The organism is Streptococcus mobilis (assembly GCF_059727625.1).
Window position 1 is genome coordinate 1,963,882 of the sequence record NZ_AP041823.1, and the last position, 23,303, is coordinate 1,987,184.

19 protein-coding genes are annotated in these 23,303 nt (G+C 41.2%); 1 reads left to right on the plus strand and 18 read right to left on the minus strand.

From position 1 onward, the window contains the following. Positions 1-27: 27 nt before the first annotated feature. The 12 genes from AC6IZR_RS09455 to AC6IZR_RS09510 all read right to left on the minus strand — a co-directional run bounded on the left by AC6IZR_RS09455 (position 28) and on the right by AC6IZR_RS09510 (position 16,427). Positions 28-1,806 carry a hypothetical protein gene (locus tag AC6IZR_RS09455; protein ID WP_497848495.1) on the minus strand — a complete coding sequence of 593 codons (1,779 nt, stop codon included), beginning with the start codon at positions 1,804-1,806 and terminating at the stop codon, positions 28-30. 15 nt (positions 1,807-1,821) lie between these two features. Next, positions 1,822-2,130, minus strand: coding sequence for a TIGR04197 family type VII secretion effector (locus AC6IZR_RS09460; RefSeq protein ID WP_480992361.1), 309 nt, complete (start codon positions 2,128-2,130; stop codon positions 1,822-1,824). A gap of 593 nt (positions 2,131-2,723) precedes the next feature. Beyond that, positions 2,724-3,074 (minus strand): hypothetical protein, encoded by a 351-nt coding sequence (locus tag AC6IZR_RS09465; RefSeq protein WP_480992362.1) that lies wholly within the window; start codon positions 3,072-3,074, stop codon positions 2,724-2,726. Continuing rightward, complete coding sequence (locus tag AC6IZR_RS09470; RefSeq protein ID WP_497848496.1) at positions 3,067-4,032, minus strand: hypothetical protein; 966 nt, start codon at positions 4,030-4,032, stop codon at positions 3,067-3,069. The genes AC6IZR_RS09465 and AC6IZR_RS09470 overlap by 8 nt, the downstream gene beginning before the upstream one ends. Continuing rightward, positions 4,032-6,200, minus strand: coding sequence for a hypothetical protein (locus tag AC6IZR_RS09475; protein ID WP_497848497.1), 2,169 nt, complete (start codon positions 6,198-6,200; stop codon positions 4,032-4,034). Before AC6IZR_RS09475 ends, AC6IZR_RS09470 begins: the two co-directional genes overlap by 1 nt. Positions 6,201-6,203: 3 nt before the next feature. Then, positions 6,204-6,563, minus strand: coding sequence for a hypothetical protein (locus AC6IZR_RS09480; RefSeq protein ID WP_497848498.1), 360 nt, complete (start codon positions 6,561-6,563; stop codon positions 6,204-6,206). 16 nt (positions 6,564-6,579) lie between these two features. After that, positions 6,580-10,995 carry a type VII secretion protein EssC gene (essC, locus tag AC6IZR_RS09485; protein WP_497848499.1) on the minus strand — a complete coding sequence of 1,472 codons (4,416 nt, stop codon included), beginning with the start codon at positions 10,993-10,995 and terminating at the stop codon, positions 6,580-6,582. A gap of 3 nt (positions 10,996-10,998) precedes the next feature. Further along, positions 10,999-12,288 carry a type VII secretion protein EssB gene (gene essB / locus AC6IZR_RS09490; protein WP_480992367.1) on the minus strand — a complete coding sequence of 430 codons (1,290 nt, stop codon included), beginning with the start codon at positions 12,286-12,288 and terminating at the stop codon, positions 10,999-11,001. Position 12,289: 1 nt separating this feature from the next. Then, on the minus strand, positions 12,290-12,532 hold the full coding sequence (locus AC6IZR_RS09495) for an EsaB/YukD family protein (RefSeq protein WP_150905248.1): 243 nt from the start codon (positions 12,530-12,532) through the stop codon (positions 12,290-12,292). Next, entirely contained in the window at positions 12,533-12,988 is a 456-nt protein-coding gene (essA, locus tag AC6IZR_RS09500; protein WP_480992369.1) for a type VII secretion protein EssA, read from the minus strand. Then, positions 12,985-16,008, minus strand: a complete 3,024-nt coding sequence (gene esaA / locus AC6IZR_RS09505) for a type VII secretion protein EsaA (protein ID WP_497848500.1) — start codon at positions 16,006-16,008, stop codon at positions 12,985-12,987. The genes essA and esaA overlap by 4 nt, the downstream gene beginning before the upstream one ends. Positions 16,009-16,139: 131 nt before the next feature. Then, the gene (locus AC6IZR_RS09510) at positions 16,140-16,427 is read right to left on the minus strand and encodes a WXG100 family type VII secretion target (protein ID WP_003016069.1); all 288 of its coding nucleotides are present in this window, start codon (positions 16,425-16,427) and stop codon (positions 16,140-16,142) included. Between the two features lie 477 nt (positions 16,428-16,904). On the opposite strand from AC6IZR_RS09510, the gene AC6IZR_RS09515 reads away from it, so the two are divergent. Then, the gene (locus AC6IZR_RS09515) at positions 16,905-17,456 is read left to right on the plus strand and encodes a hypothetical protein (RefSeq protein WP_480992371.1); all 552 of its coding nucleotides are present in this window, start codon (positions 16,905-16,907) and stop codon (positions 17,454-17,456) included. A gap of 54 nt (positions 17,457-17,510) precedes the next feature. Here the strand turns inward: AC6IZR_RS09515 and AC6IZR_RS09520 are convergent, their stop codons facing one another. The 6 genes from AC6IZR_RS09520 to AC6IZR_RS09545 form a co-directional block, all read right to left on the minus strand. Further along, positions 17,511-19,361, minus strand: a complete 1,851-nt coding sequence (locus AC6IZR_RS09520; protein WP_480992372.1) for a proline--tRNA ligase — start codon at positions 19,359-19,361, stop codon at positions 17,511-17,513. 15 nt (positions 19,362-19,376) lie between these two features. Further along, entirely contained in the window at positions 19,377-20,636 is a 1,260-nt protein-coding gene (rseP, locus tag AC6IZR_RS09525; protein WP_497848501.1) for an RIP metalloprotease RseP, read from the minus strand. Between the two features lie 36 nt (positions 20,637-20,672). Continuing rightward, positions 20,673-21,476 carry a phosphatidate cytidylyltransferase gene (locus tag AC6IZR_RS09530; protein ID WP_023919527.1) on the minus strand — a complete coding sequence of 268 codons (804 nt, stop codon included), beginning with the start codon at positions 21,474-21,476 and terminating at the stop codon, positions 20,673-20,675. A 9-nt stretch (positions 21,477-21,485) separates the two neighbouring features. Next, positions 21,486-22,235, minus strand: coding sequence for an undecaprenyl pyrophosphate synthase (gene uppS / locus AC6IZR_RS09535; protein ID WP_003009971.1), 750 nt, complete (start codon positions 22,233-22,235; stop codon positions 21,486-21,488). Between the two features lie 154 nt (positions 22,236-22,389). Further along, a complete protein-coding gene (gene yajC, locus AC6IZR_RS09540) occupies positions 22,390-22,716 on the minus strand; it encodes a preprotein translocase subunit YajC (protein WP_003004444.1) in 327 nt (108 codons plus the stop codon). A 156-nt stretch (positions 22,717-22,872) separates the two neighbouring features. Beyond that, the gene (locus tag AC6IZR_RS09545) at positions 22,873-23,118 is read right to left on the minus strand and encodes a hypothetical protein (protein ID WP_003009969.1); all 246 of its coding nucleotides are present in this window, start codon (positions 23,116-23,118) and stop codon (positions 22,873-22,875) included. Positions 23,119-23,303: the final 185 nt, after the last annotated feature.

Consider the following 23,303-nt stretch of genomic DNA (forward strand, 5'->3'; position numbering starts at 1 on the left):
GCAACTTGTATATATCCTATATACTTTTTAAAAAGGAGAGAAATTACTCCAACTTAATACATCCGACGTTTCTACTTTTTCATGTCTTGCTCCATCATAGACCTTCGTCAATGCATTTCCTATATATGTGCCAGCAACTGCTCCAATTGCTGTCCCGACACCTGGAATTGGTATCGCAGTACCAAGAACAGAACCAACTATTGTTGATGTTGCAGCAATTCCTGTATGTGCCACAGCATCTTCCGCGGCAACTTTTGAACCATACTTATCTTTCTCATCTAAATACGTAGAAGCTCCTGAAAGAACTGCTCCTGCAGCACCTAATTTCCCTAAGTGATTGGCTGTTTGTCCCAATTTTGAAGTAGACTTTGTCCAATCATCGAAGCCATCAAATACCTTCATAGCGTCTGAATTATTGACAGCATTACGGAAGTTTCGCATTTTTTCAAGAGGATTATCACCAACAAAATGACCTTTCCCTACAGTTTGTACAGTTCCTCCAGCTTCCATAACAACATTGGCAACGGTAAGTTGGAGATCAGACCAAGAAACAGCTAATGAAGGTAAATCTTTCACTTTTGATAAATCGATATCCAATCCAGGTTTGTTATCATCCTTCATATGTTTTTTGATGTAAGCCTTAATTGCCGCTAAATCCTTATCTGAATATTTTTTTTGGCCAAACTTCTTAGATTTTTCAGATACAAGTCTATAGCGTTCCTCTATCAATCTATCCTCTTGTGCTTTTGTAAGCTTTTGGTTATGATGATTTTTTAAGAAGCTATCAATATTATCAACATCTTCCTGTGTTAACTTCTTCATATTATTTAAGTTTTCAAGTGAAGAATCATAGCCATTTCTATCTTCTAGATATTTTTTGACATGATCATTATTTACTAAAAGATTTGGATGGTCCGCGTGATAGGTATCCATGAATTTAGCTTCTTCAGTACTAATATTTTGATGGTTATCTACCTTATCCACAATTCCGCGATATCGCATTTCTTCAGCTTTCAGAGATCGCACTTCTTTGCTATGTTGTAAAAGTTCCTGATCTACTACTCCTGGATACTCACTATTATAGCGTTCAATTGCTGTTAAATCTGACTCTGTTAGTTCTTCGCCATTATAAAACTTCCTCAGAGCTTCGGTATAAGCCTCTTGCATGCTTACCGCACGTGCTTCCCATTTTGTTGCAACAGTGTCAGCCCAATCCGTACTTGTTGTGCATTCAAAGGTCCCTGCAGCAAACGAGACACCAAGAGTATGCTCTGCATCAGCAATTCTACTAGCGGCAGCGTTTGCCTCAGTGTTAGCTGAAGCAGAATTGGAATCAAATTTTCTTAAATTTTCTAATTTTTCCTTAGCTTTAGTAATTTGATCGTTTAGATTTGACGCTTGAGTTTGTAAAGCACTTAGTCGTCCTTCATCTCTATTTTTTTGATTGGACAAAGAAGTAATTGAAGCACCGATTTGTAACGACAAACGAGAAGCCCCTTCAATTTCTCCCAAAAGCTGTTCCTCATCCAAACTTTCTGCGCCACAAAGCGCTGAATAGTTATCTGCCAAAAAGTCCGCAGCGTCTGCAACAGCTTCAGAATAAAGGATACAAGCCTGATAATAGGAGACCATAATTCCTGACGCATAAGCACGCGTAGCATCATAGCCTGCACCTTGTAGGTCATCTGACCCACTAAACGTACTAAAGGCACTGATCAGTTGCTGATAGCCTGCGACACGTCCCTGAGAAGCACTTGATGTCGTAGAGGACATCGTCTGAAGGGCACCATAGTTTACTTTAACCATCTATCTCTTCCTTTCTCAATGCTTTGATGAACTATACAGTTCTTCGCTACCCGAGCCTCTATGATTATTGATATATCCTGCAATCGAAGCATCTGTCGTCCGGAACTCTGCATGAATTCCATGGAGTACTTGGATAAAGTCGATCGCCCGCTCCTTTGCTTGCTCACCGGCATTTTTATCACCATCAATATTGGCTGACATTCCTTTCTGGCCTTGATAAACATTGCCATCATCTTTGGTCCCAGTAGCAGAGCTCACTGAATTTGACGCAGACACAATGCTATCCGCATAGGAATGAACTGTATCATTTGATTGAATTGCCATAGAAAATTACTGTCCTTTCATTGAAGGGGGATGTTCGGTAAGGAAGTAGTCGAATACTAACAATTTACATCAAGTCTTTATTAACCTATCTATTGTTTATAATTTACTATTACTAATTGCAAATTACTGATACGAATCTCTACTTATCGCACATCCTGTTTCATTGTCTACTGTTGAAAAGTCGTCAGATTTAAAAAATAAATCTCCATCAAACAAGCCAAATACGAACCTCGGTCTTTCTTTAGAGCTTTCACCTCATGTATGACAAAGTCACATGAATTATTACAGAAAACTCTATAAAGCTAGGACCATTTTATAATTCGTTCTATTTTGCTTGGAGGCGACTTTTACTTTTGCTTGGACTGAGCGCAGATTATTAAAGGGATCTCACTCATCCAATACCATAATATTATTAAATGTTATTTTCTTTCTTCATTTAGTTATGCGAAAACAAATACCACTAAAAAATATTACCTTACTATCATACCTAAAATTACTTTGAAAATCAAATTAATTACTAGTTAGAGAAAGTTAAGAGGATGAAAAAAGAGAGAACCGCGGTTCTCTCTAGTTTAATGAAGGATACAGTAAAATTAAATCTGACCATAGAAAATATTCTTACGAACTTCGTCACTCATTTTTGACCTAAAATTTTGTCCTTCTCTATAGTCTTTTACATCACCTTTTCCTTCAATTCTTGATGCTAAAAATGAATCTGTATCTTCAAATGCTGTAGCTACTTGATCTAAATAGTCGTTAAAACTTACAATTGTCTCTTGAATAGTGCCAGCAGTTTCTTTAAATCCATTGAAACATTCTTCTAATTTCGCTTTAGAATCATCTTCAACAATCAATCCAATCCCAGATCCAAAATTGATAAATGCATCATCAAATTTCGCCTTAACACTTTTTATTTTTTCAGGTTTAATATTCTTTTTACTCATTTCCCTCCTCCTGTTTTGGATGAGCCTTTATCCATGCTACGAACTCGTCATAAGAGTGAATTTGTGTTTTCTCTCCAGTTGTTTCATCTGTGGCATAAAGTTCCATGACATCTTGACCTTCCGGCGCAAACCAATGAATGATTTTATCAAACCATTCGCGTTCATTGTATTGTTTAGGCCGGAAATAAATGCGATTTAAATAGTTTATATTTTTTTCTACTTCTGGAAATAATTTAGCAAAGTTAGATCCGCTAACATTAATTTTAGATGGTTCATCATTCATCGGGGATATAAAATTTTTAGATCGTGAAAGATGATATTTTGCTAAATTATCATCAATTTGCTCAGATATTCCTCCTCTATCCCAATCATATTTTTGACTAAAATATAATCGTTGTTCTTTGTCAATCTTCTCCATTTCACTTTTAGAAATATCTTTATATTTCTCTCCAATAACAGAAACTAATACTGATCTAATATCATGACCTGTTATATCGTACATATTTAGTTTCTCCAAATCTAGCGTCAGGTAATCATCGCCATTTTGTAAATATCTATAAGGAAAATTATGAACAGAACGGTATAAATTATTTTTCCCAAGTAATTCATATAAATTAAATTTAACAATTTTTTCTTTATCATGTACACTATAACTATTAATTTGAAAATATTCTTCACTACCAATTGGAGGAGTTTTTTCAAAATTAGTAGTATCAAGTGTATGCGAAGAAAAAGTTGTAATATAATTCTGACCAAACAAAATAACATCATCAAAATAGTGATCTACAGCCACAAATACAAATTTATCATTGTCCAACAATTTTATTTCCCTAATTTTTGAAGGAGTTTCATTTCTATAAATTTTCTCTGAGGAATTTTTATATTTCAAAAAAATTATACTGCCAACAATAAGCATAATTAGGAATATGAGCAACCTAGCCTTATTTTTGTTTCGCATTATGAATTCTCCTGTTTTATTCCGAAATTAGAATCATTCGTACTTAATCCATACGGATCCCATTTAAGATATTTTTCTCTTTGAAATATTCTAGATTCATTTTTTGTAAACGTATTATCTAATTTAGTTAGTCCTTCATAAATATTTGATGAAGTTACGTTATTTACTCCTATATTTCCTTTATTGATAAACAAATCAAAAGTATTTTGAGTTAATAATCTTTCATTTTTTTCATCTTTTGGATTATCAATATTATTTGTTGATGCAATTTTCTTCATAGTTCTCTCATACTCTTTAATAGAACTTATCTTTTTAGAGATATCTCCCTTAGTATCGTGGTATACAAAAGTTTTTAACCCATTCTTTTCTAAATCATGAATCTTCAAATTCGCTTGCAAGTCATAAGTTAGATCATATTTTACAAATTTATCTTTAGAATTACCTGTTAGATGACGTCCACCTGTATCAAAGATACTGCCCGCTAGAAATTGCTCACGTTTTGTTATTCTCTGATCATATTCACAATATTTTTCTAAATGATCTGAAAGCGTTGAAGAATCTGACATTTTCTCTCCCACTTTTTTCTTGTAGAGATCTGAAAAAGTTACAGTTCCTGCTTTATCTCCAAAATTTAGACTTGAACTAAGATTATTCTCAATTTTAACGCCAGAAGAAATTAAATCCAGTATTTTACCCGAACCAGGAATAAAAGAACCTATGGCCATTTTAGCTAAATCAACTGCAAATAAAGCTGCCTCTTTATCCCGTTTCTCTCTTAACTCATGAATTTCAGATATTGCTTCAGCATTTTGAACTCCACTACCTGCATTGAAAAATTCTGTTGAATAGCTTTCATCTCTACGAACTCCCATAGAATCAGGCGCTGAGATATTAAACTCAAAACCATTTTTCTCATTAAACGTTAATCCACTTAAAACAATAGATGTATCTAGTGACATATTTGAGCCCATGGAAGGATAAACCTTCTTTGACTTTCCAATGCCCACTACGTACAGTGATTCAAATAAACTTGTTAAAACCCCAGCACGTTTTATGTGTTCATTAAATCCTTCAAGCTGAGGTTGGATTTTAAGTTTCTCCGCTTCATAATTCTTAAATTCACTTTCACTATCGTTAGTTTTAGGAAAATCAGGAACTAGAGCCTTTGCCAATTCAGTTATTGTTTGAGCATACCTATCTCCAGCCAAGACTAAATTCTCAAAATAGGTTTTTGCTTTTTCTTGGTCTTGATTAGCAATTGCTTGAATATAAGTACGAAGATTTTCCATTGCAGGACTCTTATCTTTTTTCACATTTGAAAATTCTTTATTAATTCGGTTATAAACAATATCCATCATCGCATGGCTAACTTTTGTCGTATCTACACTCCCCAATGCTTTAAAAAATCCTGTTGGAGCGCTATATCCATGTTCTCCTAAAATAACTTTAAGAACTTTAGCATCCCCCTCATTTTGAATGGAATCCAGAAAATCCATATTTTGTTCGTTCAAATAACCTTTGGAGATTAAATCCATTGCTGTATTTAAACTAAAACTACTGATAAATCTTGCGTTATCTAATGTTGCTTTCACACCAACCAAACGTTCACTTACCACAGTTAAACCACTAATAAATTGCTTTAAATTATTCTCTAATTCATCATGAGTTGTTTGACGTTCATCTCCATGTTTTGCTAAATTCATTGCTATGGAGTGTGCACGTGCTCCCGCATCTCTTGTAAATTCAACTGCTCCTGGTTCTAGGGCTAGTGCTTTACTTGCTACTTGAATTGCAGCATCAAGATCTTCACTTTTTTCCAAAAACTCTTTACTTTTTGTTTCCCCTAACCATGTCTTAATACTTTGAATATCTGCTGCTTTTGTCTTTACCACTTCAGAAGAAAAACCAGCTGCCGTCAATCCTGCTTCATATTTAAGGACTGCTTCACTATATAATTCTAATGTTAATGGATATGAATCATGTAATGTTTGAGATAAAGAATTCAACTTTGCTATAAAGGCTTTAATAGCATTCGCCTCTTGTCCCGTCACTTTTGCTTCAATTTTCCTCTGAACAGATGATATCTGACTTCGGTACTCTACTGCAGCTTCTTTTGTTTTATTACCGTGATCAAGTAATCCACTTTTTGAAATAACTGTAACGGTCATAAATTACCTCCTACTTTTCTTCCTATCCATTTTTTCATATTCTTCTCGAGCAATTGCATCTGTAAGTTGTGTATCTAATGATCTCCTCACTGCGTCCAATCTTATAATCTCTGCATTGATAGCATCAATTGTAGCTTGTTTATATGTTTTATCAAGATCCTCTTTTCCGTCAACGATAACCTTACTTTCCTGAAGTCTTTGTTCGTCATATTTTGTTCCAAATACATGCAACTTTTCATAGCCTTCCATTACATCATCTACGTTAAGATCCACACCTTGAACTTTAGTTAGTGCACTTCTCAAAGCTTGAACCTTTTGATCAACCAGTGCTATCTGGCTTTTGAGATTACTTACTTCACTCATTTTCACTTCCCTTTCTTTAGTCAATAAATACTTTTATAGTTTGAGCTATGCCATCTACAACAAAATAATTCACTTGTTTTGGTAACACTGGTTCTCTTAAAGTTTTATTTAAAATATTGATAAGTTGCTGATCATTTTGTCTCACTGCTAAAATAGCCTGTTTATAATTTCTAATTGCTTTTGATGCTATATCAATCTTACGCACTAGACCTGGTGTAGCTAATACTGCGGTTAGGAAACCAACCTGATGACCTTTTTCAAAAAGTTTAGCAAGAATTCTAATGTCCTCATCATTTAACAAATCAACAATTTCAGATAAGTTATACACAATAAAAGTTGTTGTGTAATTTGTCTCATTTCCCGCAAATCGATCATCCATTTTAACCGAAATAGTTTGAATCATTTCATGTAATTTCTCTTTATCTGAAATTAGTGTTACAGAAGAATCAATATTATTTATTTGATGATATTCTGGTGCGAGTATAATTGTCTTTTTACCCAGTTTTACACTCATCGAAGCAAGATGTTTTGTAATTTGTGACATTTGTTCTTCTTTTTCAAGTATATAAGCCAAATGACCTCGTTTTACATTCCATCCCATTGCCTTCGCAGTTTCCATGTCTAACCCAACAGGAATTTCACCTTCATCCAGCAAAGCTGCTACATCCTCACGGCCATAGAAGGCTGCTTCTGTCAACTCATCTGGCACCATTGGAATGCCTGCTGGGGTGTGGCCTGTCCACATCTCTTTGAGGCTTTGGACTTGGTCGCGGAGGTTGTTGATAATTTGGATATCATTGTCTCCTGCGACTGGTAGGGCGAACTGGACGACATCGACTTCGTCACGCTTCATGAGCGCGCGTCCCTTGATGTCTTCCATCGTAGACGCCAGTGGCGTTGCTCCCACGATACCGCGCACTTCAGAGATATCATTTTGTGGCAAGGTCAGCTGGTGCTTGAAGTTGGAATAGAGTTGAGCCCGTAGGTTGTTCTGACGGCTAGCTGTGATGATCAAGTGCACTCCGATGCTGAGACCTTCACGCGAGATCCGCATGAAGAGCTTGAAGAGATCTGTCTCATAAGGCTCGTCCTTCATCGACTCATAGCTATCCATGAGGATGACCATGGTTGGCTCTTGCTTACCGGTCACTTCACGGTAGAGAGCGATGGTGCCGACACCATGCTCAGACAGGAGCTTCTTGCGACGATCCAACTCGCGGTTGATGATTCGGATGAATTTCTGGATTTTTTCCGTCTGATCCAGCAAGAGACTATCAGCCACATGTGGCAATTGAGTCAAGGGTGCCAGACCATTTGTTCCGAAATCGAGCAGGTACATGGTCAGATTTTCTGGACTCTGCTTGCGAGCCAGATCCATTGCGGCTGTCTGGAGGAAAGTGGTCTTTCCTGTACCTGGACTTCCGTAAAGGAGGATATTCCCATCTTTTGACAGATCGATGGCGACAGCTTCTTGCTTTTGCGCTTGCGGGATATCGGCGACCCCGATTAGGACGCTTGGAGCTGTCCGTTTTTGCCAAGCCTCGATCGGCACGACCTTGTCCAACTCATCCAGCGTGATCCGCTCTTTGAGCGGTGGCAACCATGGTTGGGCCACAGCCGCGATTCCTTCTTGTTGGTGCAAGTGACTGATTTCTTGTACGATAACATCCAGCTCTGTTGGCACTTCCTTGATTTCTTCTGCCATATCCAGACCGGATAGGTCTTGGTTGAGGACTTCGTATTGGCCCAGTTCATTGATCAAGTAGATGGTATGATCTTCGATCCCTAGCTGGTCCTTCTCAGGCTGGTAGTCTGCTCCTGACCAGGCGGTTTGGAAGAGTTCATAGACTTCGTTGTTGCCGACTTGGAGGTAGGCACGACCGGTCTGAGTGATTTCAGCCGCATCTGCCGTCCGCAGCATCTCCATAGAGTCGCCACGGTCTGCCACCTTGAGGGCTAGCTTGAAGCGGGAGTTGGACCAGATCTGGTCATCCACGACTCCAGAAGGTTTTTGCGTCGCAAGGATCAAGTGTACCCCAAGGGAACGCCCGACACGCGCGATAGAGACCAATTCCTTGATGAAGTCTGGTTGGTTGACCTTGAGTTCGGCGAACTCATCACTGATCAAGAAGAGGTGAGGAAGCGGTTCTGTCGCTTCACCGAGTTTAAATTTCTTTTGGTATTGGTTGATATGGTTAACCCCATATTGACCAAAGAGCCGCTCCCGACGATGGATCTCCGCATTAATAGAAGCCAAGGCCCGCATAGACTGGGCACCATCCAAGTTGGTGATGGTCCCAAGCAAGTGAGGCAGATCCTTGAAGAGGTTGGCCATTCCCCCACCCTTGTAGTCGATGAGGAGGAAAGCCACATCGTGTGGGTGGAAGTTGACAGCAAGGCTCAGGATATAAGACTGAATGGTTTCAGACTTACCAGAACCAGTTGTTCCTGCGATCAAACCGTGTGGCCCATGAGCTTTTTCATGGAGATTGAGGTAGACCAAATCGTCCTTCCCGCGCAGACCGATCGGCACGGCCAAACTTTGGTAAGGAGCATGGCTCTCCCAACGACTCAAGACCTTGAGGTCATTGAAAGTTTCTGCCTGGTACATTTCAAGGAAGGTCACCGAGTCCGGAATTGAGCTCTTGAGCTGTTGGATATGCTTCAGAGGGGCAAGGCCACGCGAGATGGCTTCCTTGTCATAACCTTCAGGGAAGTGATCCAATTGGAAGTCAAGCTCACGAAGAACCCCTTCTTGCAAGAGCAATTGCCCTTGGTTGCGGTCCTTGATAGAGATAACGGTTTGGATATTTTCAGAAAGAGATGAGAGCACGTCTGCCACATAGATAATGGAGCAACCGAGCTCAGTCGGATCTTCACGGAAGAACTCCATGATGACATGGTCCAAAATCAAGGTCTCATCGGTAATGAGGACCACATAATGCGGATGGAAGATCTTAGTATCATTGGCTTTTTCTTCCTCTTTTTGCGCCTTGCGGAGCTTGAGGATTTGGTTGAGACTGTTCAAGACCTGATCGCGTGTCCGCTGATTGTAGACAAAGCTACGGACATTCATATCTTGCAGGGTCGCATGAGGCAACCAGCGCATCCAATCCCAGCTTTCTTTTTCCTCTTCTGGAATGATCGGAATAATCGTCAGATCATGATAAGAGTGAAAGACAGCTAATTGAGCAACCAGGAGTTGCAGCTGTTCTAGTACGATGGGACGAGGACCGACGTACCCGACAGGTCCCCGATTAAGGCTGGCTACAATCGGAAGATTGTCAATCTTTTGGTGAGCTTGGAACAGGGCATAGCCTTCTTCTTCCAAGGCATCTTTCTTCCCACTACGTTCTTCCTGACCATATTTGAGCTCATAGCTGGTTGGAACCTTGCCCAAGCCCAAGCGATAGGCCAAAAAGTCAAAATGAAGCGGTGTTTTTTCGTAGATCCGCGAGTCATAGCGTTTGACCATCTTGGTCAAGTCTTCAATCGCAGGGAAATGGTAAAACATGCCTTCTCGTTGCTTACGAGATAGCTGTTCCAAGTCCTTGGCCTTGTCCTTGAGATAGAGATGGTAGAGCTCCACGCGCTCTTTCTTGTCTTCTTTGTATTTCTTACGATTTTTGAAGAAGCCTTGAACCGAAAAGATCACACTGACTACAGACATGGATACCGTCGCGATGATATAGAGCCCCCGCGGTTGGAAAATGGTGATCAAGAGGGTCACCCCAACCATGATGAGGGGTGGCATGATCAACTTCAAGAGTTCATCTGATGGTTTTTGAGGCTCCGCTCCTGGAGGATTGATCAAGATCTTATCTTCCGAACTCCGGTAGATGATCCGCGGAGATCGGTGGTACTCTGGATAGTCCTTGTAGAAGTCATAGCGTGAATGCAAACGCGGCACCAGATAAGGACTCACTTCGACAGCCCCTTCCACGCCAAATTCTTCTGGATAGAGCTTAAAGGTCACATCTCCAATAGCTAGCTCATCTCCAAAAGCCAGTGGAAAAGTCGCTTCACTGAAGAGTTTATGGTTATGGTAGAGTTTTCCAGATAAGAGCTGGCAAGTCCAAGTCTGCTCTTTTTTCACAAGGAGAAAGCGCACGGGATAATACACGCGCACATCCGCACCCTTTTCATCTGCTACGAGAATTTCTTCCTTGTCTAGCAGTTCATAGGTATGGACTTCTCCTGCCGCCAAGTAGCAGACCACATCCCCAAGGATCTTGCTATTTTCAAGCACGCCCTTGTCTTCACCATACTGGTAGAAGATTACTCCTTGACTCCATTGAAAATGAAGGGGATTTTCTTGCGAAGCCAGGGTCAACTGAGCTGTTTCTTGATTCGATACGGTGGCTGTCTTTCCCTCTTCTAGCGCTAGCTCATAGCGAAAACCTTTTTTATAGAGTATGATACGTTTTTTCATAGACTACTCCTTGTGTTCGCTAGACTCAGTCGAGCTTACAGTTGTAGAAGACGAGCTTTCTGTTGAGGAACCTTCTGTAGACGAAGCCGTTGTTGAACTGTTAGTGGAAGCTTTGGTTTCATCTGTCTCTGCTTCCAAGAGTTTAGAGCGGGCATCCCAGTATTTCTTGTATTCACCCTCAAGCTCAGAGAGTTTCTTCTCGCGCTGTTCACCAGAGAGTTTTTCGCTATCACGTGTCGCCTTGATTTCTTTACGAAGGGCGTAGATGATCAAGTCTGAATCGTCGATCCGCTTAGCTGTATCCAGCGCTTGGGTAAAGTCATGACGGCCGATATAGATCCAGTAGTGGAGATAGAGACTGTCTGACTTGAGCGTAACATTGTTAAGGATGACCTTCTTTTGGTCCTCTGAGAAATTCAAGCCTTGCAAATAAGACGTCGCCAACTCATATTTCTGTGTCGTTGGAAGACTGCTTGGAGCTACTCCTTCTAACTCATCGATCACACCGGTGTAGTCTACTTTGAGATAGGCTGTATCCGCTTGAAGCAACTTTTCTTTAAAGGGTGCTTGGAAAAAGACCAAATAGATCAAAGGCAAGAGTAAGAGGGCCACTACAGCTGAAAGCCATACTGTCGCCAACTTAAAGATTCGGTGTTGACGACTTGAAACCAAGGTCAAGGTCTTTTCTTCCTCTTCCTTGCGTTCTTGGTAGGCTTTCTCTAAGAGAGCTTTCATCTCTTCTAAGCTAGCGGCATCACGGATTTCTACCAAGAAATCAGGCAGATCTTCTAATTCAAGTGTGCCTTGATAGAGCTCCATAAAATCCCAGTCCCCAAAAAGAGTGACCGCATAGCACTTGGCCTGACGCAAGAATTCATCCTGATCCCACTTGCGTGGCATCATCATTCCTGGAACCCCGCGGTAAGCGATCTTGACCTGCGCATCCTTGGTCACAAACAAATTGATAGGATGCAACATAAAGGTCACCGGAAGCTCCAATGCTGGCGCCAAATCCAAGACATTGATGGCTAGACGCAGACGGTCTGAAACCGGTAATTCTTGGATTTCTTCTGCACTCAAGCCTAGCGCATCTGTCTGATAGGTCAGATGAATCTGGTCTTGATCAGCTGTCATGCTTTGCTCTAAAAACAAGGGATGATGGAGATCCAAAATCCATAAATTGCGTAAATCCTGGCTATCCACTTCTGAACGCTTGAGGTCCAGCCGCCAGCTCGTTTCTTCTTTTTCAAAACGGAAGACTTGTTCTTCCAGTGTAAATTGTTCTTCTTTCACCTTACCACTCCTCAATCTCGATCAGATCACCACTTGTGATCGGATACTCTTGTACCACCTTGCCTTCATCCAGCAAGATGCCTTTATTTACCACGCGCAACTGATACTTGCTTCTAGGTTTCATGGCAGACCCAAAGATCTGATCCAATTCCCGAATCAATCGTCGCACCTCCATCCGTGTTGGGATTCGGAGGTCATGGCTTGCACCATTCATACGGAAGGTGACGTTGATATGTTGGTCCATTTAGGCCTCTTTTCTATAGATTCGATAGGAAATATAGCCAGCAATCCCAAAGAGAAAGGCACTCCAAGCCAGCATTTGCAAGGCTGGAATAAAATCCGACAAGCTGGCCGAATTGTCCTCCACGTTGGACTCGAATTTAGATAATTTTTGATTTTCAGGCTGGAACAGGTCCGCTTCAGGCCCCGTTTTTTTCTTTCCCTTTATAGCAGAAAACAACTGGCCGTCAGAATCGGTCAATTGTTTCTCTTGCTTGCGTTTTTCATCTGCTAATTTTTTCTGATCCTTCTCATTGAAAAGAGACTCAGTCGCATCCAATTGGCCCCCAAGTGTCTTTTCCTGTTCTGTCTCCAGACGTGAGTTGTTGACCTGCAGACGATTATCAATAAAATCATCTGCAGAAACAACAGCTACTGGTAAGAGACTAAAGACAAAGAGAAGATACATCATTTTTTTCATAAGCTTGATTCAATTTCCTTTGTTTGAGTAAACTTCTTAGGAATGAAGATATTGGCAACTGCCAAAAGGCCGAAGAAGACCAACAATCCGAAGAAGACGCCGATACCGGCTGTTTGTCCATCAAAGTAACCCGCAAACTGTCCTTCTAAAATAGAAAGGAGGTTGACATTTTTCACTAGTGCTGGAAGGCCTGACAAGGTTGCGGTCGTCCCGATCGCACTTGATAGGTAAACATAGCTGATCAACATGAAGAAGGCCAGTCCCATTCCAATCACTCGGAAGTGTTTCAAGAGAAGGTATTGTAGTTGTACCAAGACAAAGCTTGCTAGAACCGCTAAGAATACCCATGAAGGTACATATTCACGACCAACAGAGAGTTGAATACTTGAAATCATTCCGATCACCAGTCCAAGGATGAGAGAAAGTCCCACAAGGACACCGACAGACAAGAGATCTGATTCTTGCAAGCGATCCAATTTGAAACGATCCTTAACCTTACGGATGATTGGCTGAGTCGCAAAGAGATAAGCTGTAAAGAGGCTCAGGACTTCCAACATAAAGATCCAGATAAATGGACGGTAGACGTTGATGGTCGCTTTCACAGAAGAAGATTTTTCTGCAACTGGGTTTGACAAGAAGTCAAGCAAGACTTCATTCGGTACTCCGTTTTCATAGGCATTGTTGAAGACTTTACGGAAGGCTTCGACGAAGTTCCCATTTTCAGACAATTCCTTGTCGAATTCACCCATCAAACTTTCCGCATTGCTAGACAATTTCTCTGTATTGCCTTGGGCTTTTTCCAATTCTTTGTTCAATTGGCTAAAGATTTCATTGGTAGAGTTAGCAGCTTCTACATTGCTACGAGATGAGCTCTTAACGCCTTCTGTCGAGCTCAATAATGACGTGTATTCAGAACCAAGGGCTGACAAATCTGCATCGGTCTTGGTTTGAGCCTGTGTCACTGTTTCTTGTGCAGCTGAGATAGCTTCTAAGCGTTTTTGAAGATCAGCATACTGCGCCAATTGATCGTTGATATTTTGGGTTAGATCTTTGTTAGTGTTTTCGATTGCTTGAAGATTGGCCTGCAATTGTGGTCCCAAGTCTTGCAACTGTTGGAGGGTACCATCTAACTGGGCTTTCACACTCTTCGTTGCATCCCCAGATTCATCCGTTTCAATACTCTTACGGTAGTCCTTCATGTTACTTGAAACAGCAGCCTTCACGATGTCGACCAAAGCGTTTGTCAAATCCATATCTTCGATTGGATCATAGAGTGAATGACGATCTCCCTTGTCATCTTTTGGATAGTAAGCATCGATCAATGCTCCCGCGCGTTGATAATCCAGGGCGATTTCACTAGCTTTCGATGCGTAGTTAGCGACCGCTGTTTTCAAATCTTCTGCAGATACGGTCACACTGGTTGAAGAAACTCCATTCACAAGAACTTCAACATCAATCGCACTTGGCATAGCTCCTCCATCTTCAACAAGGTGAATTTGAATTTGTTTGCCATCTTTCAGTTCGACTTCCTGCTCGCCGCTACCTGCATAAGTATGTCCATCATAGGTCCAAGTATCAACCTTGACTCCTGCTGGCACTTGTATGCTAACCTTCTGTTTTCCAGATTTAGCATTGAGGACATCGGCAACTGCCGTTGATTTGGCATCTACTTCTGCAGCCAAAGTTTTTAATTCATCAGCATTTCCATTTGCTTTCGCCATCGTCCCAGCAAAAGCACTATCAAAATTAATCGCTGCGTTGAGATTCCCATACTTATTCAGATTAAGACTAGCAGGATCTAAAGACGGAAGTTTTTCAATTGCTTTACAAATATCTTCATCCGCTTTATCTCGAGCCTTGCTGATAGTTTCGATTTTTGGCTTTCCAAGCAAGGTACGAAGAGTGACTTTGTCTCCTTCTTTTAGACCATAGTAGTCAAGGATCTTCGCTTTTACAGAAGACTCGATGTTCTTTTCGTGCTCATCTAATTTGTCGCGTTCTGCCTTGATCCCTTTTTCGAGGTCTGCCACACGATCATTCACATCTTTTGTCAAGCCTGCATAGGTCTTGGTACCTGAAGCATCTCCTTCTGTTTCAGTTGGTTGACTCAATTGTTTGGTAATTGCTTCTTGGTTTTGTTGTAGATTCTTATACAACTCTTGGGTCTTTTCACTGACAACAGACTGGTTCATAGACATCAGCTGGTTCATGAACTCTTCATGGCTGATCTTGTCCTCAGAGCGTTGTTTGATCAATGTGTCGAAGTTTTGACCGTACTGATCCTGAGATTGGGTCAATTGATCAAAAGCCTGTGTATAAGACTCAAGGACTGTCTTCAAAGCATTGTTCGACTCGACAGAAGACGTAGACAAGCTATAGAGACTTGGAAAGATATTCTTGGAATCTAAGGCCGAATCCAGCAAGTTACTCCGGTATGAACCAATGTTGGTCGATTGGATTTTGTTACTTGTTTCCACGTTCTTCTGAGCTGTATAAAGGTTGCTCAAAATGCTGACCATATACATATCAACCAATTGGCTATTCAAGTCTGAAACGATATCTTTAGCGACTTTATTGGCCTCGTTTTCAACCTGAGAATTTCCAGCTGCATTGACCTTATACGTCACCGTTGTCTTCTCTGCATTGACTGCGTTCACTTCCAAGACCTTCTCTGAGAAGTCACTTGGAATGACGATCATCAACTGGTACTTGCCATCTGCAAGCCCTGACTCAGCGGCTCCACGAGGGAGTACAGACCAGTTTTGCGAATTATCCCGTTCGATATTCTTTACATAGCTAGCCCCAAGGTTATATTCTTTATCATTCAGTTTGACCGCCTTGTCTTCATTGACAACCGCAATGTTGAGCTTAGTGTTTTCCGTTGTTTGCACGGTCTTGGCTTCGTTTTGCTTTTGGTCCTTTTGAACCGTCGTATAAAGACCCACGACAGATCCCATCAAAAGGAGCACAACCGCACTCTGACCGATGTATTTTAACCATTTTTTATTTTTAACTTCCATACCTTTTCCTTTTTCTAATTCATAGATACAAAATAGGGGTTAGGAATTAAGAATCTAACCCCTATTTTCTATATATCAAAAGACAAAAGGGTGATCTACCTACAAGAAGTAAGATCACCTCCAAGACTATCTTAGTGGATTTGTGCAGCGATATCTTGGTCAGTTTGTTCAACGATATCAGCAACTTTGATCAATTGACCGTTGATGTCTTCCAACAATTGAGCGAATTGTTTGATTTTTGGAGACAATTCGTTGAATTGTGCTTCAAAGCTATCAAATGCAGATCCATCCCAGTTTGCGTCGATGACTTGTTGTTCATGAGTCAAAGTAGTAAGGATTTGATCGATTTCTTGAGAACCTTGTGCATAACGTTGTGCTGAAGCACGTAGGTCTTCTGGAGTTAATTTAATTTGAGCCATATTTTTCTCCTTTTGGGCTGATACCCTTATATTTTTTTCATAAACAATACATTTTAGTACGAATTAGTAAAATGCCAGATAACTGTATATTTTACCCTTTTCTCCCTGTTTGTATTATTTACTTAAAAATATCTTAATGAAATATTGCCAGAATGTCAAGTTTAGAGGGCTAACTGATAAAACATTGTAACTTTGTTACAATTGTGTAACATTTTGTCACGAACCTGTAATATGTTTTCTGAATTCCTTGCCCCAGTAGTCTCCAACTAGTATTATTTCTGAGAAGAAAAGAAGACACTCTGTCCTTTTATATTAACTCAACACATAGATAAAAGTTGTTGATTTTAGGTGTTTTTAAAAGCAAATTTCGATGATTTTTGTATATTTTTTCATTTTTAAAACTTTTATGGTATAATGAAACCTGTTCAAGACTTGTTTCATACAAGATCGAACACCATTAACCTATAAGGAGTATATATGAAAAAATTTCTACTTGCCTCTGTCTGTCTACTAGCTCTTACCGCTTGTAGCCAAGGCCAACAAGGAAAAGGAACTACTGCCGCTTCTTCCAAGCGAGAGGCCACTCAAACCAAAAAGGAGCAAGTCCAAACCAAGACCTTCGTTAGTGACCTCGGCGATCACCACCAAAACAAAATTCAAATTGGCTACAAGAATGATGAGATTGTTTCCATGACCATCATGGGTGTTGCACCAATACCGGAAGATATGCAAAAATCAGATGTCGCTGAATTGAAGGAAGTCTATCAAGAGGAAGCTGATAAAGCAAATTCCAAACACGGTGTTAACGGACAAGCTGGGATCAACACAAGCATCAAAATCGCTGATGATAAACAGACCTATACAAACGTTATGCATGTTGATTTTACTCAAATGAAAAAAGAAGATTTCGTGAAATTACTGGCTGATCAAGGGGAAGAAACCAACACTACCATGTTGAAATATCTAAATGGCAAACCTCAAGATCTCTTTACCTATTTCAAAGATCAAGGTCTCAAAGAAGAAAAATAAAAAGAGCTTCCTGAGTTTCATCACCACACTGGTGAGGGCTCAGAAAGCTTTTTCTTATTTGTTCAAGATTGAAAGAGTTTCAAGGAGATTGTCCGCATGAACTTCGATGGTATCTCCTGTCGCTTTGATTTTCACTTCAACGATGCCTTCAGCTGCTTTCTTACCAACTGTTACGCGGATTGGAAGTCCAATCAAATCACTATCGCTGAATTTGACACCAGCGCGTTCATTTCGGTCATCCACCAAGACTTCGTAGCCTTTATTCACCAAGGCTTCTTCGATCCGATCGGTCAAAGCAAGACTCGCTTCATCCTTGACATTGACTGGAATCAAATGCACATCAAATGGCGCCAATTCTTTAGGGAAGTTAATTCCCCAAGCGTAACGGTATTCCCCTTTTGGAGTCTTATTGACAAAGAGGCGAGCATGTTGCTCCATAACGGCTGAAAGAAGACGGCTGACACCGATTCCGTAGCAGCCCATGATGATTGGAACTGCACGACCATTTTCGTCCAAGACATCTGCTCCCATGCTAGCGGAGTAGCGTGTGCCGAGTTTGAAAATGTGACCGATTTCGATCCCACGTGCAAAGTTTAAGACCCCTTTCCCATCTGGTGAGATCTCGCCTTCACGAACTTCACGGATATCGACGTATTCTGCAGAAAAGTCACGTCCTGGGTTGACACCAGTCAGGTGGTAGCCTGTTTCATTGGCACCGACTACTGCATTGCGGCTGTCTTGGACCTTGCGGTCTGCGATAATCTTAACATTTTCAGGAAGATCTACTGGACCGAGAGAGCCAAAATCAGCTCCCAATAATTCTTTCACTTCCACTTCGGTTGCAGGTTCAAAGAAGTCTGCGCCGAGGTGGTTTTTCAACTTCACTTCATTGAGCTGATCATTACCTACAAGAAGGGCTACAACTGGCTCACCATCTGCGATGTAAACCAAAGTCTTGATAGTAGCTTCTTCTGGAACATTCAAGAATGCAGCTACTTCATCAATAGATTTGACACCTGGTGTTTCCACGCGTTTCACTTCTTCTTCTGCTACAACACGGTTACTTGACTTGTATTCATTAGTAGCCATTTCCAAGTTCGCAGCATAGGTTGATTCACTTGAATAGGCAATGGTATCTTCCCCAGAGACCATCCATTTGAGCAATTCTGCTTTGATTTCTTCTTGGACTTCTGCTGGGATCTCATCAAAGGAAGCCACCGATTTGTCTAAAACAACCCAACGATCCAAGTCTGTACGAGCAGGTGTAACAGCCATAAACTCTTGGCTATCTTTTCCGCCCATAGCACCACCATCACCGATGATGGCTTTGTAGTCGATGCCACTGCGGGTGAAGATCCGCTCATAAGCTGCCTTGTATTCATCATAAGTGACATCCAAGCTATCATAGTTAGCATGGAAACTGTAACCATCTTTCATGATGAACTCACGGGTCCGAAGAAGACCGTTCCGTGGGCGTTTTTCATCGCGGTATTTTGGTTGAATTTGGTAGAGATTCAACGGCAATTGTTTGTAAGATTTTACTGAGTCGCGCACAATAGCGGTAAAGGTTTCTTCGTGAGTTGGACCTAAGATAAAGTCTGAGCCTTCACGGTTTTTCAACTTATAAAGGTCTTCCCCGTAAGTTTCGTAACGACCAGATTCACGCCAGAGATCCGCACTCAAAAGGGCTGGAGCTAGCATTTCTACTGCTCCAATTTTTTCGAATTCTTGGCGCATGATGCCTTTTGCTTTTTCAATCACTCGATTTGCTAATGGCAGGTAAGAATAGACACCAGCTGAGACTTGGCGAACATAACCTGCACGCAACATCAAAGCATGGCTAATGACTTGAGCATCGCTTGGCATTTCGCGAAGCGTTGGAATCAACATTTTACTTTGTTTCATGGACAATATCCTTTTCTATTTCAAAAATAATTTCATAATATCATTCCAGGTGACAGCAATCATCAAAATAACCATTACAGCTACACCTGCAAGCGTCATATAGGTTTCTACTTCCTGTTTCAGTGGCTTTCTCCGGACGACCTCGATCAAATTGATCAAGATTTTCCCACCATCCAAAGCGGGAATCGGGATTAGATTGAAGATCCCAATATTAATAGAGAGCATGGCCATAAGAGACAAGACTGCTGGAATCCCTAATTGAGCAGCTTGTGAGCTGGCATTGTAGATGGCAACCGGACCACCCAGTTTATTGAGACTAAAGTGGAAAATGATATCTTTCAAAGCTCCCAAAATCCGTGTCGCTGTATTCCAGGTATCTGTAAAACCAGACAAGAGTTTATCCACAAATCCAGTCTTGAGGCCGTTTGTCACACCCAGATAGTAACGATTTCCTGACTTGGTTGGCTTCACTTTGACTTCTTTTTCTTGGCCGTCTGTTTTGACTTTCAGGGTCAATTCAGGAGTCGTCTTGCTGTCTTTGGTTGCCTTCTCGACAGCATCTGTCAGCTCATCCCAGTTGCTAACGGTATCGTTGTTGACTTGAAGGATCTGAACATTGCTTTTGACACCAACCTTAGCCAACGCCCCATCGGGTGCCACCTGAACATTGTTGCTGTAGTAGTCAATCGCACCACCGCGCATAAAGGCTAATAGTGAGTAGACGACAATACTGAGGATAAAGTTGTTCATAGGACCCGCAAAGTTGGTGATCAACCGTCCCCAAATGCTGGCATTCTGATACTGAACATCTCTCGGTGCAATCCGCACTTCTGTCCCATCTTCCTCAACGATGGTCGCATCATGATCAACACTATAGGTCTTTGTCTCATCGAGAACCAGGCCTGTGATTTCTAATTTATCTTCAAAGTCAAACTGGGTGACATTCATAGGAAGAGCTGTCTGATCCAGATTCTTTCCTGAAAGATTGATCCGGACGACCTTGCCAGCCTCATTTAGCGTCAAGCTGACAGGCGTTCCGGTTTTAATCTCAGTTGTATCCTCACCCCAGCCAGCCATACGCACATAGCCACCTAAAGGTAGAATACGAATCGTATAAGCTGTTCCATCTTGACCAATATGGGCAAAGATCTTGGGACCCATTCCGATCGAGAATTCTCGCACCAGGATGCCCGATTTTTTTGCAAAATAGAAATGACCAAACTCGTGAACGAGAACGATCACTCCAAAAATAACAATAAAGGCAATAAACTGCATCGTTCTATACGTGGTTTCCTTTCTATCTCTTCTGTCTTAGAACAAGCCCAAGAAATGCATCAAGGGAAAGACAAAAATCAAACTATCAAAGCGGTCTAGAACACCACCATGTCCTGGAATAAATTTCCCAGAATCTTTCACACCGAAGTGGCGTTTAATCGCACTCTCTACCAGATCTCCAAACTGACCTGCAATACTAAAGAGGATGGTAAAGAAGATCATCGCAAGAAAACCATGTCCACCCGCCACAGAACGATCCACGATCATATAGATCACAGTTACCGCAACTGCAGACAAGATTCCCCCAAGACTGCCTTCAATCGTTTTATTAGGAGAAACCGCAGGCATGAGCTTGCGTTTCCCAAACCGGCTTCCTACCAGATAAGCACCTGAATCAGTAGCCCAGACAATAAAGAGGGCCAATAAGACCTTATCAATACCAGCGATTCGCGCATCTACTAAGGAATGGAAGCCAAGTCCAACATAAAAGCTAGAGGCAATGGGATAGACCACATCTTCATAATTGTAATTCTGAGCAAGAACAGTTGTTCCCATGAGAATCAGGACAACCAAACCATAAGCAATCATATTGCCATCTGCTGGAAGGTAAGGGAGGTAGTCCTCGATCGGCAAAGTCAAGACGAAGGCCGCCAACATGGCTAGCGCTCCTTCAAAGGTCGCTGTCTCAAGTCCCTTCATCTTGAGCAATTCATGAACCCCTAGCATGGCGATCAAGCCAATCACAATCTGGAAGAACACCCCTCCAACCATTACTGTTGGAATGAAAAAGAGCAGGGCAATTCCTCCAAAAATCACACGTTTTTGTAAATCTTTCGTCATCATCTTCTCCTAAACACCACCAAATCTCCGATGGCGATGGCTATATTCTACTATGGCACTTCGTAGTGCTTCCTCTCCAAAATCTGGCCACATCACATCTGTGAAATACAACTCGCTATAAGCAGCCTGCCAAGGAAGGAAATTACTCAAACGGATCTCTCCGCTGGTACGAATAATCAAATCTGGATCCCTTAGGACACGTGGCAAACTCTCAGTATAGAGTGAATCTGCGATCATCTCTTCTGTGATATCTTCTGGACTGAACTTCGCATCCAAGACTTCTTGGGCGATCTGCTTCACAGCCTGGGTGATCTCTGCACGTCCACCATAATTGAGTGCGAAATTCAGGATCAAGCCTGTATTGAGATGGGTCATCGCTTCTGCTCTTTCCAAAGCCTCCAGCGTTTCTTTTGGTAATTTCTTGGTATCACCGATCATTTGAATTTTGACATTGTTGCGATGCAATTCGGGGACAAAACGATCATAAAATTCGACCGGCAAGTGCATGATGAACTTGACTTCATCTTCAGGGCGTGTCCAGTTTTCCGTAGAAAAGGCATAGACAGTCAAGACCTGAACCCCCATATTTTTTGCTGCAATCGTCACTTCTTGGAGAGCTTCCATCCCTGCCTTATGACCGAAGACGCGCGGTTGCATCCGCTTTTTCGCCCAGCGACCATTGCCATCCATAATGATCCCAATGTGTTTCGGGACTTCTAAAGGTATCTCGATTTTTTCTTTTTTCTTAAAACGAAACATGTTTTTCTACCTATTTCAATATTTATCGCTTCATTATACCATAAATCCCCATAAAATAGGGACTCTGGCCTCTTTTTTGAACCAGCAAGGCTTTCCTTCATCACATCGTCCTATTTGCCCACCAAAAAAGAGGCCTTTGCCTCTTCTTTGATGATTATTCTTCGATGGCTGAATCGGCATCTGAACTAGCACCTTCTGTAGCAGTGGCTGAGATTCCTTCTGATACAGGAAGAACTGTTTTGATCGCTCCCAATTCAAAGGTCAGGTAGACACCATCAACATCCAAGACAACGGTCTTGCGGTCTGTGTCGACTTCATCGATGGTTCCGTACAAGCCACCAATCGTGATGACTTCATTTCCTTTTTGAAGTTTATTCAAACTTTCCATCCGTTTTTGGTACTGTTTCTTTTGGCTACGGCTCATGAAGTACATCAAACCGACCATAAGAACGAGCATAATTAGCAAACTTCCGCCTTGCATATGTTTCTCCTTTAATTTTCATATATGCTATACTATATCAAATTTCGCCCGTCTTTTCAAGTTTTCCCATCCTCTTCAAGTAAAATCAGACTCCAGTCTCAAAGAGGAGGTAAGTTTTGCTGAAAAAGAAAAAAACCACGAAAAGTGGGCTACTGACTAGTCAATCGTAATGCCATACTTTTCATGATTCTCATCATACCAATCAATCAAGGCCAAAGCCGTTTGATAGGTAATATTTTTGATTTTACTCGTTCCCTTCGTCAAAGTCGCCAAGCTCATTTTGCTGATGTTTGTTTCAGTTGCGACACGATAGCTCGTCAAGCGACCGTCAACCATCAGTTGAACAACGGCTTCCACTTTTCTGTATTCGGGAGTTGAGTAGATATCAATTGTATTGCTCATCTTACTTCCATTCCTCAAATTTTATTCTTGTATAGATTATATACTTATTTTCTTTATTTATTAATAATTTTGCTCAAATTGGATTAATTTCACTAATTATTGATGTTTTTTTGCACCAAATAGGAGGATTTTGGCATTATACGGTGAATAATTTCCCCCAGGTGGGAAGAAAAAATAAAGACTGC

What these genes read in the sequence shown, in the direction of transcription:
- AC6IZR_RS09455 (WP_497848495.1), bottom strand. Translation starts at nt 1,806, where the DNA reads ATGGTTAAAGTAAACTATGGTGCCCTTCAGACGATGTCCTCTACGACA.
- AC6IZR_RS09460 (WP_480992361.1), bottom strand. Translation starts at nt 2,130, where the DNA reads ATGGCAATTCAATCAAATGATACAGTTCATTCCTATGCGGATAGCATT.
- AC6IZR_RS09465 (WP_480992362.1), bottom strand. Translation starts at nt 3,074, where the DNA reads ATGAGTAAAAAGAATATTAAACCTGAAAAAATAAAAAGTGTTAAGGCG.
- AC6IZR_RS09470 (WP_497848496.1), bottom strand. Translation starts at nt 4,032, where the DNA reads ATGCGAAACAAAAATAAGGCTAGGTTGCTCATATTCCTAATTATGCTT.
- AC6IZR_RS09475 (WP_497848497.1), bottom strand. Translation starts at nt 6,200, where the DNA reads ATGACCGTTACAGTTATTTCAAAAAGTGGATTACTTGATCACGGTAAT.
- AC6IZR_RS09480 (WP_497848498.1), bottom strand. Translation starts at nt 6,563, where the DNA reads ATGAGTGAAGTAAGTAATCTCAAAAGCCAGATAGCACTGGTTGATCAA.
- essC (WP_497848499.1), bottom strand. Translation starts at nt 10,995, where the DNA reads ATGAAAAAACGTATCATACTCTATAAAAAAGGTTTTCGCTATGAGCTA.
- AC6IZR_RS09495 (WP_150905248.1), bottom strand. Translation starts at nt 12,532, where the DNA reads ATGGACCAACATATCAACGTCACCTTCCGTATGAATGGTGCAAGCCAT.
- essA (WP_480992369.1), bottom strand. Translation starts at nt 12,988, where the DNA reads ATGAAAAAAATGATGTATCTTCTCTTTGTCTTTAGTCTCTTACCAGTA.
- esaA (WP_497848500.1), bottom strand. Translation starts at nt 16,008, where the DNA reads ATGGAAGTTAAAAATAAAAAATGGTTAAAATACATCGGTCAGAGTGCG.
- AC6IZR_RS09510 (WP_003016069.1), bottom strand. Translation starts at nt 16,427, where the DNA reads ATGGCTCAAATTAAATTAACTCCAGAAGACCTACGTGCTTCAGCACAA.
- AC6IZR_RS09515 (WP_480992371.1), top strand. Translation starts at nt 16,905, where the DNA reads ATGAAAAAATTTCTACTTGCCTCTGTCTGTCTACTAGCTCTTACCGCT.
- AC6IZR_RS09520 (WP_480992372.1), bottom strand. Translation starts at nt 19,361, where the DNA reads ATGAAACAAAGTAAAATGTTGATTCCAACGCTTCGCGAAATGCCAAGC.
- rseP (WP_497848501.1), bottom strand. Translation starts at nt 20,636, where the DNA reads ATGCAGTTTATTGCCTTTATTGTTATTTTTGGAGTGATCGTTCTCGTT.
- AC6IZR_RS09530 (WP_023919527.1), bottom strand. Translation starts at nt 21,476, where the DNA reads ATGACGAAAGATTTACAAAAACGTGTGATTTTTGGAGGAATTGCCCTG.
- uppS (WP_003009971.1), bottom strand. Translation starts at nt 22,235, where the DNA reads ATGTTTCGTTTTAAGAAAAAAGAAAAAATCGAGATACCTTTAGAAGTC.
- yajC (WP_003004444.1), bottom strand. Translation starts at nt 22,716, where the DNA reads ATGCAAGGCGGAAGTTTGCTAATTATGCTCGTTCTTATGGTCGGTTTG.
- AC6IZR_RS09545 (WP_003009969.1), bottom strand. Translation starts at nt 23,118, where the DNA reads ATGAGCAATACAATTGATATCTACTCAACTCCCGAATACAGAAAAGTG.